Origin of the sequence: Bacillus sp. HSf4 (assembly GCF_029537375.1) — a bacterium.
In the GTDB taxonomy this organism is placed as follows: domain Bacteria; phylum Bacillota; class Bacilli; order Bacillales; family Bacillaceae; genus Bacillus; species Bacillus sonorensis_A.
In genome coordinates this window covers 1,473,569-1,486,020 of sequence record NZ_CP120679.1, presented here as the reverse complement: position 1 = coordinate 1,486,020, position 12,452 = coordinate 1,473,569, and the positions used below count along the sequence as shown (strand labels likewise).

Sequence of the window (12,452 nt, the reverse complement as noted above, 5' to 3'; positions counted from 1 at the left end):
TTAAGTTTTAAGAAATTCCCGGCTCGATCGTCAGCTGTTTCCGATCGGCATCCAACACGGCCTCCGCCCCGATCGGCACGGCGATGTTCGGTGATGAATGGCCGATTTTAAAGCCGGACAGCGCCGGTTTTCCCTCGGGGACGATATAGTCTTCGATCAGCTCTTTCAGTGTCAGCGATTGCTCGCGTTTTTTCGGTGTGCAGTTATGAAAATCGCAAATCAACATCCCGGCGGCGTCGGAAAGCTTTCCCGCCATCTGCAGATGATTCAGCATCCGGTCAATGCGATAAGGCTCCTCATCGACATCTTCGATAAACAAAAGCTTTCCTTTTACATCGATTTCAAACGGAGTTCCGAGCGTGGTCGTTAAAAGGGCGAGATTACCGCCGGCAAGCTCCCCCTTCACCTTCCCTTTCACAACCGTCTTCAAAGGCGAGGTGTCATCCGTCAAAGTAAGCGTCGATTTTTGAAAAAGCTGTCGAAACGAATGTTTTGTCAGCGGATCGACGTCATCCCGGCCGATGTCCGAGCTGAGCATCGGCCCGTGAAAAGTGACAAGCCCCGTCTGCTGCCTGATGGCTGTATGCAAAAAAGTAATATCTGAGTAGCCCCAGAAAATTTTCGGGTTGTTTTTCAAGATCTGATAGTCGATGTTTCCGGCGATTCTTGCCGTTCCATATCCGCCGCAAGCGCAGATCACCGCTTTGACGGCAGGATCTAAAAACATGTCATGAAAATCGCTCAGCCGCTCTTCATCACGTCCTGCGAGATAGCCGTGTTTTTTTGCCGCGGCCCGGCCCAGTTTGACACGAAGGCCCAGCTCTTGTAAAAAAGCGACGGCGGCATCCAGCTTTTCCGGATCAGGCGGACTGGCCGGTGCGATCACTCCGACCATATCTCCTTTTTTCAGCCGTTGAGGCGTTATTTTCAACAAAAGAGTACCCCCTTTTAGAAAAATCCGCCCGGCCCTGTGCTAAGCTTGCACAGATCACAGGCGGACACGGTTTATGTTTTTTCGACCCATTTGAGCTCGATATAGCCGACAGGGTGGCGGATGATGCCTTTTACGTTCTCTTTTTCCAAATGAACTTGATTATAGAAGTGGATGGGAATGATCGGCATTCCTTCAAACAACAGCTTTTCAGCCTGATGCATCAGCTCGTTCCGCTTTTGTTCGTCGGCTTCTTTTTTCGCCGCGTTGATCAGCTGATCATACGCTTTATTGCTCCACCCGGTTCTGTTCATCGCATTGCCGGTCTGAAAGCTTTCCAGAAAATTGACGGGATCTGCGTAATCGGCTAGGAAAGAGCTTTGGGAAAACTGAAATTTCAGCGCTTTTTGCTCTTCAAGGAATGTATTCCACTCCATATTTGCGAGCTTTACATTGACGCCGAGCGTGCTTTTCAGCTTCTGCTGAATGGCCTCTGCCATTTTTTTATGCTCAGGCTTTGTACTGTATGTCAATGTCACAGCGGGAAGCTTTTGATAGTGTTCTTCCCTCATGCCCTTTTCCAGCAGCTTTTTCGCTTCTTCGGGATCATATTTAACCAAATCGCCGCCTTCCTCGCGAAAGTCCTTGCCGCTAGGTCCCTTAATACCTGGAGAGACAAAGGCCCGCGCCGGTTTTTCACCGTTTTTTGTGACATAGTCGACGATTTCCTGCTGGTCAATGGCCATCGCGAACGCTTTTCTGATGTTTTCGTTTTTAAACGGCTCCATATTGACGTTGAACCTGTAAAAATAAAGGCCCGCCTGCTCGAACACTTTCACCTGGTCAGAGCCCCTCAGCTTCTCGCTCATCTCTGCCGGCACATAGGATGTATCAAGCTCATTGGACTCGAACATCTGGTAATCCGTATTTCTGTCATCAACCATCGCCCATGTGACTTTATCAAGCTTGACGGCATCCTTATCCCAATACGTATCGCTTTTTACCATCGTGAAGCTTTCATCATGCTTCCACTCTGTCAGCTTGAACGGTCCGTTGCCGACAAATGTGTCTGCTTCTTCGTGCCATTTCGGATTTTCTTCGGCGACCTTTTGATTGACGGGGAAAAAGGCCGGATTGGCGACAATGCTTAAAAACGATTTCTGCGGATGGGCCAGTGTGACTTTCAATGTTTTGTCATCCAAAGCCTCCACTTTCACATCATCTTTTGCGCCTTTTCCCGTGTTAAACGCCTCTCCTCCTTCGATAAAATAGCCGAGGAACGCGGCGGATGAACCCGTTTTCGGATCAAGCAGCCGCTTCCACGCATATTCGAAATCGCCGGCTGTCAACGGATCCCCGTTTGACCATTGCGCCTGTTTTCGAATTGTAAATGTATATGTCTTTCCGTCAGCGGAAATGTCCCATTTTTCGGCTGATGCAGCCTCAGGCTCATGATCTTTTCCAAGCCGTGTCAGCCCTTCCATAATGTTGTTCAGCGCCTGCCATGACACATTGTTAAAGCCGATCGGCGGATCGAATGACGTCGGCTCATTCTCATTGTTCAGCCGCAGGATTTGTTCTTTTTCAGCTTCCTTTCCTTTCTTTTCCGTCTCCTGACCGGCTTGCTCATTCGCCGTACACCCAAACAGCATCACAACAATCATCATAGCGGCCAAACTGCTCCACAACCTTTTCATCAAATCCCCCCGTTTCATTTGATCCTTATCACTTTCTCACCAATACGGCCCGCTCGTCCTGAAGCCAGCAGCACACATCATGCCCGGCTGTAAGTTCGGTTTTCACAGGGTGGAGCTTTTCGCACACTTCCATTGCAGATGAACAGCGGGCGGTAAACGGACACCCTTGAGGCGGTGAAAATAAATCAGGCGGCGTCCCGTCAATCGGGACAAGCTCCGCTTCTTCAATGTCAAGCCTTGGAACGGATTTCAGCAACCCTTTTGTGTATGGATGCTGCGGATGATAAAAGATGTCTTTTCTCGTCCCCGTCTCCGCGATTTTTCCGGCGTACATGACCGCGATTCTATCGGCCGTCTGCGCGACAACGCCCAAATCATGGGTAATCAAGATAATCGAGACCCCGGTTTTGCGCTGTATGTCTTTAAAGAGCTCAAGGATCTGCGCTTGAATGGTGACATCAAGCGCTGTTGTCGGTTCGTCCGCAATCAGGATCTCCGGTTCGCAGATCAGCGCCATCGCGATTACGATCCGCTGCCTCATTCCGCCGCTGAATTGATGGGGATACTGCCGCAAACGCTCTTTCGGGTTCGGGATTCCGACAAGCTCAAGCATGGAGAGGGCGGCTTTTTTCGCGGCATCCTTTGAAATTCTTCGATGCTCCAAAACCGCTTCTGTCAGCTGGTCGCCGATCGTTAACGTCGGATTCAGGGCAGTCATCGGATCCTGAAAAATCATCGAAATCTCGGCGCCGCGGATTTTCCGCATCTCTTTTTCAGACAGATAGCGCAAATCCCTTCCTTTAAAGCGGATCGAACCGTCGGTGATGGAGGCGGAATACTTCGGCAAAAGCTGCATGATGCTTTGTGATGTTACGCTTTTCCCGCAGCCCGATTCACCGACGACCGCAAACGTTTCCCCTTCATATAAAGCAAAGCTGACACCGCGGACAGCTTTCACCGTCCCTCCGTGTGTCGCAAATGAAACATGCAGATTTTCAACATCCAGCACTTTTTTCCGCAAACATCCATCACCTCCTCAGCTTCGGATCCAGCGCATCCTGGAGTCCGTCTCCCAGAACATTAAAGGCGAACATCGTCAATGAAATAAAGAAAGCCGGAAAAAACAGCCGCCACCAATCCCCCGACAAAATGACCGGCAGACCGTCGTTGGCCATCACGCCCCAGCTGGCAAACGGGGCTTGAATCCCTAAGCCGAGGAAGCTTAAGAACGCTTCGGCAAATATGGCTTGCGGCACCGTCAGCGTCATTTGCACGATAATCGCCCCCATCATGTTCGGAAGCAGGTTCCGCCTAATGATCCGCATCGTTTTCGCCCCAAATGTTTTGGATGCAAGAACGTGCTCATCGTGTTTGATCTTCAGCACCTGCCCTCTGACAATTCTCGCCATGCCGACCCAGCCGGTGACCGTCAGCGCAACGATAATCGTCCCGAGTCCCGGTCCCATCAAGACCATCAGAAGGATGACGACCAAAAGGTATGGAAGCCCGTGCAGGACTTCGATGATCCGCATCATCACATGATCGGTCTTACCGCCTTTATAGCCGGCAACACCGCCGTAGATAACACCGATCGCAAAATCGATCAACGCCGCCATAAGGCCGACAAAAAGCGAAATCCTCGCTCCATACCATGTTCTTGTAAAAACATCGCGGCCCAGCTCGTCGGTTCCGAACCAATGCGTTCCGGACGGAGGCAGGTTTTGCTGGGAAAGCGACTGCTGTGTGACACTGTGGGGAGAAAGAGTCGGCCCGAGAGCCGCCATGATAAAGAGAAAGATTAAAATACTCAAGCCAGTCATCGCCAGCTTGTTCTTTCTTAAAATCCGCCAGGCGTTCTGCCAGTATGAAAGGCTCGGCCTGACAACAGATTCGCTTTCACCCCTTACCTGTTTCTTCGGGGCAAACCATTCATTCGGGATAGGCCCGCCATGCGGAGTCCCATTTTCCCGGCGAACCGGAAGGCTCATATCTCTCACCCTTTCTTATGCAGTTTAATGCGCGGATCAAGGATTCCGTATGCCATATCGACTAAAAACAGCATAACGATGAGGATGATGCTGTAGAAAACGGTGGTTCCCATAATCACGGGATAATCGCGGGAGTTGATGCTTTCGACGAAGTATTTTCCCATGCCTGGAATCGCGAAGATTTTTTCAATGACGAAGCTCCCTGTTAAAATGGCGGCTGAAAGTGTGCCAAGCACCGTAACAACGGGCATCAGCGCGTTTTTAAGCGCATGCTTGATGACGATTTTAAAGGGAGAGAGTCCCTTCGCCCTTGCCGTGCGGATATAATCCTGGGTCAGCACTTCAATCATGCTCGACCGCGTCAATCTGGCGATTATCGCCATCGGTCCCATCGCCAAAGCCGTTGTCGGCAGCACCATATGCATCGGGCTCGTCCAGGTCGAAGGCGGAAAGATGTTCCAATTGACGGCGAATTGCTGAATCAAGAGGGTCGCCATAATGAAGTTCGGCACAGAAATCCCGAGGACGGCGATTGTCATCGCCAAGTAATCGATGATCCCGTTTTGCTTCAGCGCCGCAAAAATGCCGAGGGCGATTCCTGATATGACCGCCAGCACGAGCGCCGTCATCCCCAGTTCAAATGAAACAGGGAAGCCTCTTGCCAGCATGTCGTTCACACTTTGCGAAGACTGTTTGATCGACGGTCCAAAATCAAAGGTGATGATCGATTTCAAGTAGATCACATATTGCACAATGAGAGGCTCATCTAAGTGATAATAAGCTTCAAGGTTTCGCTGAACCGCCTCATTGGTGTTTCGCTCCTCATTAAAAGGAGAACCCGGAATCACTTTCATCATCACAAAGGTCAATGTTGTGATCACCAAAATGGTCACAAGCATCGAGAAAAACCGCTTCATGATGTAACCCGCCATGTCCATCACACCTTCCTAGGAAAATGTCGTCCGCATCGCCAGCTCTGTCATGACAAGCATCGCTTGGTAGGCCTCCAAAATATCTTTCGCTTGATAGCGGACAATCGTCGTTCCCGGTTTGATTTCAGTGCCGGGCATCAAGTTCGCCCACTCCGCCTGGCCGTAGTTGGCAAATTCGATGCTGAGCACCGGCCTGTCCGGAGGTGTGAGGGGCTTGACCTTGTCCCTGTTTTGCAGCGCATAAGCCGTCTGTTCCTTTAAAAGACGCCCCGCTTTCTCAGGTGTCAGACATTTGACGGCCGAACGCGAAATCGTTTCTTTCACGGCCGCGGTCGTCACGTTCGGGATCAGCTCCTTCGCTTCAGCCGCGGCCTCACTGTCACCGGCCACCATGATGACCGGAACGCCGTAATAGCCGGCTACATAAGCGTTAAAGCCGAGCTCGCCGACCGTCTGATCGTTTATGTAAAAATGCCGAACACCGAAGATCATGCTGTGCGACATCACGCCTCTCATCGACGCCCGCGCGTGATAGCCGAGAAACACCGCTCCCCCATATGTTTCATCAAGTCCCTGAACCATCGAAAACGGCTTGACATCCCCTGAAATAAGCTGTGCTTCAGGATGGAGGCGCTCGATCAAAATATTGTTCATTTTTGAATGGCTGTCATTGACAAGCACTTCTGAACAGCCGTTTTGCAACGCTGCTTCAATCACATGATTGGCTTCATCCGTCATGATCGCCCTTCCCCGCTCATAGTTCAGCTTGCTTGAATCGACAAACGTATCATCAGGAAGTCCAGAAATTCCTTCCATATCAACGGACATGTACAGCTTCACAAAATTCCCCCTCATCAAAAACATCTCAAATTTTTTATTATTTTATGAATATTCTAACAAATTATATTAAAATCTTAATAGGATTTCAATAACTATTGGGAAATTTAGAAATTTAAGATAACAATGGAAATGTGAAGAAATTTGTCGAACAGCACGAAAAGGCTGCCCTCAAAAAGGCAGCCTCCCCGCTTATGGCCGTACGGCATCTTTTAATGATTGATACTTGTCCAGCGTTCTCTCAAACAGCTTATCAAAAACCTCTGGTACAGCCTGCTGAATAACCTCTGCGCCTTCTGCTGTAATGCCGCCTTTTGTCGCCACCCGTCGAAGGGTTTCTTCAAAGGTCATTTGTTGTTCCAACAAAAGTTTCCCAGTACCTACTAAAGAATGGATCAGGAACTCAAACGCTTCTTCTTTCGTCAGACTGCTGTTTCTGACTGCGGACTGGGCGAACTCTTCAAAAATCGCGGCGATAAAACCCGGTGAAGAGCTTGTTAAATTGCTCGCGGCATCGATATCGTTCTCGCTGATGTTTTTTACTTTGCTGAAAGGGGAAAGGTATCCTTCGAGACTGGTTTTATTGTCTTCTGTCACCCGTTCGCCGTGCACGACAAGCGAAATGCCGACTCCCGCTTCAGATGTCAAAGTCGGGATGTATCTTGATACTTGCCGGTTTGTCCATTCGTGCAGCCGTTCAAGCGTGATGCCCGCAGCAATTGACACGATATGTGCGTGTTCCTGAAGAAATGGATTGATGTTTGTGAGCGTTTCTTTCACCGCTAAAGGCGGAACACAGATGAAGATGAGTCCGCACTGCTTTGCGAGATCTTCAGACGATTGGAAGGAGACATCCGGATGAAGCCTTTGGGCGGCCGCTGCTTTGTCTCTGTCAGCCCTTGTTGCAACAAGCACCGTCTCGCCCTTTATGTTGTCTTGTTGAAGCAGCTTGCCCGCGATCATCCGCGCCATGCTCCCGTATCCGATAAAACCGATTTTGTTCAATGTTCGTCAACACCTCTGGAATGTCGTATTGTAAGAAAAAAGCATCCATATCTATTCTATCCTTTTCCTTTGACAATTTCCCACATTCTTTTCATGTTTATCCCACAGTCTTTGTTTATGATGGGTGTATCAAAGGATATGATAACAATAGGAGCGTGGAGAAAATGGAATATAACAGGGAAAATCAACCTCAAACCGAAAACGAAATCATCGTCTCTGATAAACAGCCAAATCAAAAATTAAAACCAGAACAACAAAAGCGGAGACTATCATGGATGACGCCGATCATCAGCGGCATCATCGGCGGAAGCCTCGTCCTCGGCGTGTCGACTTATCAGCACTCAAAAGACCAGACAGTCGATTCGTCCGCTCAGACACAAACCAATCAAACATCCACTTCTTCGTCAGCGAACGAGACGAAGACGGAAAAGCTGTCATCTACAAGCTCTTCCGACGTGTCAGCAATGGTTGAGAACATATCGCCGGCCATCGTCGGCATCTCAAACTATCAAAAACAGACAGAGAATGATATGTTCGGCTTTGAGAGCAGCGATAACACGAACAGCGGCAGCTCAACCGAGGAAGAAACAGGCACGGGTTCAGGCGTCATTTATAAAAAAGCGAACGGAAAAGCGTATATCATTACGAACAACCATGTCGTCGAAGGCGCAAGCAAGCTGAAGGTTTCTCTCTCAAACGGGAAAGAAGTCGAGGGCAAACTGGTCGGAAGCGACTCCTTGACAGACCTTGCCGTTGTCGAAATTTCTGCGGATAACGTCGAAAAAGTGGCGTCATTCGGAGATTCGTCAAGCTTAAGGGCGGGCGAATCGGTCGTCGCCATCGGCAATCCGCTCGGCAAAGACCTTTCCCGCACCGTCACACAAGGAATCATCAGCGGTGTTGACCGGACCGTATCCGTCAACACATCTGCCGGCGAAACGGAAATGAACGTCATTCAAACGGATGCCGCGATCAATCCTGGTAACAGCGGCGGTGCTCTGTTGAACACGAAAGGCGAAGTGATCGGCATCAACAGCATGAAGATCAGTGAAACAGGCGTGGAAGGCATCGGTTTTGCGATTCCGAGCAATGATGTCAAACCGATTGCAGAAGAGCTGATGTCCAAAGGCAAAATCGAACGTCCATACATCGGCATCAGCATGATGGATCTGAGCCAGGTTCCGGAAAACTATCAAACCGGAACACTCGGTTTAAAGAGCAGCCAATTAAACAAAGGCGTCTACATCGGCCAAGTCGCTTCAGGATCTCCTGCCGAAAAAGCGGGGCTTAAAGAAAATGATGTGATCGTCAGCCTGAACGACAAAGAAACCGCTGCCGGCAGCACCCTTCGCAACATCCTGTACAAAGATACGCAAATCGGCGATACGATAAAAGTGAAAATCATCAGAAACGGCAAGACAATGACCAAGCAAGTGAAACTTGATCAAAAAGAAGAAGCATCTTCTTAAATCAATCCCCCCTGTTTGATATAACAAAAAACAAGGCCCTTAACACGGGCCTTGTTTTTTATTTGATCGGTGTAAGACGGGCTTCGATTTCTGTTCGCCTGTTTTCAAGGTATGGCGGAAGCGCAAGGCTTTGTCCCAGCTCATCGAGTCCTTCGTCAACATGAAAGCCGGGTCCGTCGGTGGAAAGCTCAAAGAGGATGCCGTTCGGCTCTCTGAAATAGAGCGCTTTAAAATAATAGCGCTCAACAATGCCGGAATTCGTGAAACCGTGCGCACTGATTTTTTCATGCCATTTTTGCAGTTCGTCTTCATTTTTGACGCGGAATGCGACATGGTGGACACTGCCTTTTCCGGGACGCTCTCTTCTCATGTCTTGCGTTTCTGTGAGATGAACCTCTGTGGCGGCTCCGCCGTCTCCTGATTCAAACACAACCAGCTCCCGGCCGCTTCCATCAAGCTCCTCTTTTGCAACACGCTTAAAGCCGAGAAGTTCTGTCAGCACTTCTTCAGTCGGGCCTCTATCGGGAACGGACAGCTCGACAGGCCCAAGTCCTCTGATCTGAAACTCTTCCGGAATAGGACTGTTTTTCACTGGCACCCCATGATCTTTACCTTCAGCGTCCGCTACAAGAATGATCGTTTGCCCTTCATGATCGAAAAAGCGGAGAACGCTCCGTCCCGCACGCTGCATGATCCCGTCTTGCCTGACGCCGAGTTCATCAAGGCGCCGCTGCCAAAAACCGAGGGCTTCCTCGCTCGGAACCCTGAGGGACACTGATGAAATGCAGTTTGTTCCTTGTATCTTTCGGGCCAGCATCGGAATCTCGAAAAACGTCAAATCTGAACCAGGGGTTGCAACCTCATCACCGTAAAACAAATGATACATTGTCGGATCATCCTGATTGACCGTTTTCTTGATCAGTCTCATGCCAAGCCCTTTGACGTAAAAGTCGAGATTTTTTTGCGCGTTGGCCGTTAAAGCGGATACGTGGTGAATGCCGTTCACTTTCATCTTGTATAATCTCCTCTCAATTAAATATCTCGAATTCGAGATATTTTCTTTTCTTCAAAAATAGGTGATTTCAGATGAAAAGTCAACCAATACGGCTTTCGATCCGGTTCGTTTCTAAGGGTAAGCAAAACACTAACAATATAACTTTTAATAGATTACATAGTTCGTTTATAACCGCATTTTTTTAGTTTTACTCTGTGAAAAACAATGACCTTCAAAGGAAATACGAAAATCTGAAAATTTATTTTATTTTTATTTTGAAAAAAAGGTATTACAATATAAAAATAGTTTTTTACAAAAAGAATGACACAACAGGAGGCGTAGCAAATGAATGCAGACACAAACGGACTAAAAAAAGAGATTGGCTTGTTATTTGCGCTTTCTCTTGTGATTGGCACGATCATCGGCTCGGGCGTGTTTATGAAGCCCGGCAGTGTTCTTTCTTATTCCGGGAATGCACAGATCGCCCTTTTCGCCTGGCTTCTCGGAGGCATTTTGACGCTTGCGGGCGGACTGACGATCGCCGAAATCGGCACGCAAATTCCGAAAACGGGCGGGTTGTACACGTATCTGGAAGAAATCTACGGAGAGTTTTGGGGCTTTTTGTGCGGCTGGGTGCAGATCATCATCTACGGACCGGCGATCATCGGCGCCCTTGGGCTATATTTCGGGTCGCTTGTGGCCAACTTGTTTTCCTGGGACAAATCATGGGCCGCACTGATCGGCATTATTTCCGTCGCGTTTTTGTGCATCATCAACATCATCGGGACAAAGTACGGCGGAGCGGTCCAGACGATCACAACGGTCGGAAAACTGATCCCCATTGTATGTATTGTTGTCTTCGGGCTCTGGCAAGGTGATGAACATATTTTCAGCGAAGTCAAAAGTTTCGGCGGAGAGAATTTCGGAGCGGCGGTGCTGGCGACATTGTTTGCCTACGACGGCTGGATTCTTCTTGCCGCACTCGGCGGAGAAATGAAAAACCCGGAAAAGGTGCTTCCAAAAGCGATGACCGGAGGCATTTTGATTGTGACGGCGTGCTATCTGTTTATCAATCTGGCGCTCTTGCATATTCTGCCGGCAGAACAGATTGTCGCACTCGGTGAAAATGCGACAAGCACCGCCGCTTCGATGCTGTTTGGACCGCTCGGCGGAAAATTGATCTCCATCGGTATTATCGTCAGCATTTTCGGCTGTTTAAACGGAAAAGTTCTGTCTTTCCCGCGCGTTATTTTCGCGATGGCGGAAAAAAAACAGCTGCCGTTTTCGCGCTGGATCTCGCATGTCCACCCGACATTCCATACGCCTTGGATTGCCGTCACCGTACAGATCATGATTGCCGTCGTCCTCATGATGATCAGCAATCCGGAAAAGCTGTCTGAGGTTTCGATTTTTATGATCTATATCTTTTATGTGATGGCATTTTTCGCGGTGTTTATTCTGAGGAAGAAAAACAGCGGACAGGAAAGATCCTACAGTGTGCCGCTTTACCCTTACATGCCGATTGCGGCTATTGCCGGATCGCTGTTTGTCCTTTTCAGCACCCTGATCACAGACTTTTACAGCTGCCTCTGGTCTATCTTGATCGGCCTTGCCGGACTCCCTGTTTATGTGTGGATGAAAAAACGAAACAAAGGCGGCTCCCATGTATAAGCCGCCCGCTGCTGCCGAAGATGTCCGGCAGCTTTTTTTATCCTTTGACAGACCCGATCAATATCCCTTTTGCAAAATGTTTCTGCAAAAACGGATAAACCGCTAAAATCGGCAGTGTCGCTATGACAATGACGGCCAGTTTGATCGACTGTTCCGGCGGCACCGCACTCTCCATCATCTCATTGGTCCCGGTCAAGTCGGACAGGATCGTCACCTGGCGCAGCACCATCTGCAGCGGCCATTTGGCGCTGTCATTGATATAAAGCAGGGCATGAAAAAAGTCGTTCCAGATGCCGACCGCATAAAACAGGGCAAAGGTGGCGATGATCGGCTTTGACAGCGGAAGGGCGATCCTCAGGAATACGCCGATTTCTGAACAGCCGTCTATTTTCGCCGATTCCTCGAGTTCTTTCGGCAGCTGCTGAAAAAAGTTTTTGATAATGATCAAATTAAACGGATTAATCGCCATCGGCAAAATTAAAGCCCAATAGGAATCGAGCAGTCCGAGTGTTTTGACGACGATATAGGTCGGAATCATCCCCCCGCTGAAAAGCATCGCGAAAATCACGAGATTTAAAAGCAAATTCCGGCCTTTGAGGTTCCGTTTCGCAAGGGGATAGGCCATCGTAAACGTAAACAACAGCTGAACAAAAGTTCCCACAACCGTAATGAACACGGAAACCCCCATGCTTCTGATAAAGGTCGGCGTAGAAAAAATGTAGCGGTACGCATCCAGTGAAAAGGTTTCCGGAAAGATAAAGAAGCTCCTTTCCGACAGCTCGGCTTCTGTTGCAAAAGACCCGGCGATGATGTACAGAAATGGCAGCACCGTCACAAGCCCCAGGCAGCCAAGAAAGACAATATTAAACACATCGAACACCCGCCCGGCTTTCGTATTATGGAGCGATTCTGAAGCGGACATCCCATC

11 protein-coding genes are annotated in these 12,452 nt (G+C 49.0%); 2 read left to right on the top strand and 9 right to left on the bottom strand.

The features are described from left to right. Positions 1 to 7: 7 nt before the first annotated feature. The 7 genes from P3X63_RS07570 to proG all read right to left on the bottom strand — a co-directional run bounded on the left by P3X63_RS07570 (position 8) and on the right by proG (position 7,390). Positions 8 to 895: a S66 peptidase family protein gene (locus P3X63_RS07570; protein WP_256860501.1), complete on the bottom strand. Its 888-nt coding sequence runs from the start codon at positions 893 to 895 to the stop codon at positions 8 to 10. Between the two features lie 110 nt (positions 896 to 1,005). Continuing rightward, positions 1,006 to 2,646, bottom strand: a complete 1,641-nt coding sequence (locus tag P3X63_RS07565; protein ID WP_277692691.1) for a peptide ABC transporter substrate-binding protein — start codon at positions 2,644 to 2,646, stop codon at positions 1,006 to 1,008. A 10-nt stretch (positions 2,647 to 2,656) separates the two neighbouring features. Further along, positions 2,657 to 3,649, bottom strand: a complete 993-nt coding sequence (locus P3X63_RS07560; RefSeq protein WP_277692690.1) for an ABC transporter ATP-binding protein — start codon at positions 3,647 to 3,649, stop codon at positions 2,657 to 2,659. A gap of 7 nt (positions 3,650 to 3,656) precedes the next feature. Further along, positions 3,657 to 4,616 (bottom strand): ABC transporter permease, encoded by a 960-nt coding sequence (locus P3X63_RS07555; protein WP_026586657.1) that lies wholly within the window; start codon positions 4,614 to 4,616, stop codon positions 3,657 to 3,659. A gap of 5 nt (positions 4,617 to 4,621) precedes the next feature. Further along, positions 4,622 to 5,548 carry an ABC transporter permease gene (locus P3X63_RS07550; protein ID WP_026586656.1) on the bottom strand — a complete coding sequence of 309 codons (927 nt, stop codon included), beginning with the start codon at positions 5,546 to 5,548 and terminating at the stop codon, positions 4,622 to 4,624. A gap of 15 nt (positions 5,549 to 5,563) precedes the next feature. Continuing rightward, the gene (locus tag P3X63_RS07545; protein WP_026586655.1) at positions 5,564 to 6,388 is read right to left on the bottom strand and encodes a M55 family metallopeptidase; all 825 of its coding nucleotides are present in this window, start codon (positions 6,386 to 6,388) and stop codon (positions 5,564 to 5,566) included. 189 nt (positions 6,389 to 6,577) lie between these two features. Continuing rightward, a complete protein-coding gene (gene proG, locus P3X63_RS07540; RefSeq protein ID WP_277692689.1) occupies positions 6,578 to 7,390 on the bottom strand; it encodes a pyrroline-5-carboxylate reductase ProG in 813 nt (270 codons plus the stop codon). A 164-nt stretch (positions 7,391 to 7,554) separates the two neighbouring features. Between proG and P3X63_RS07535 the strand changes: the two genes are divergently transcribed. Continuing rightward, positions 7,555 to 8,859, top strand: coding sequence for a S1C family serine protease (locus P3X63_RS07535; RefSeq protein WP_277692688.1), 1,305 nt, complete (start codon positions 7,555 to 7,557; stop codon positions 8,857 to 8,859). Between the two features lie 58 nt (positions 8,860 to 8,917). Here P3X63_RS07535 and P3X63_RS07530 read toward each other — a convergent pair whose 3' ends face one another. After that, positions 8,918 to 9,871, bottom strand: coding sequence for a ring-cleaving dioxygenase (locus P3X63_RS07530; RefSeq protein ID WP_026586643.1), 954 nt, complete (start codon positions 9,869 to 9,871; stop codon positions 8,918 to 8,920). A gap of 327 nt (positions 9,872 to 10,198) precedes the next feature. On the opposite strand from P3X63_RS07530, the gene P3X63_RS07525 reads away from it, so the two are divergent. Further along, positions 10,199 to 11,524 carry an APC family permease gene (locus P3X63_RS07525; RefSeq protein WP_077736971.1) on the top strand — a complete coding sequence of 442 codons (1,326 nt, stop codon included), beginning with the start codon at positions 10,199 to 10,201 and terminating at the stop codon, positions 11,522 to 11,524. 37 nt (positions 11,525 to 11,561) lie between these two features. On the opposite strand, the gene P3X63_RS07520 is transcribed toward P3X63_RS07525, so the two are convergent. Beyond that, entirely contained in the window at positions 11,562 to 12,446 is an 885-nt protein-coding gene (locus tag P3X63_RS07520) for a carbohydrate ABC transporter permease (RefSeq protein ID WP_077736972.1), read from the bottom strand. Positions 12,447 to 12,452 lie beyond the last annotated feature (6 nt).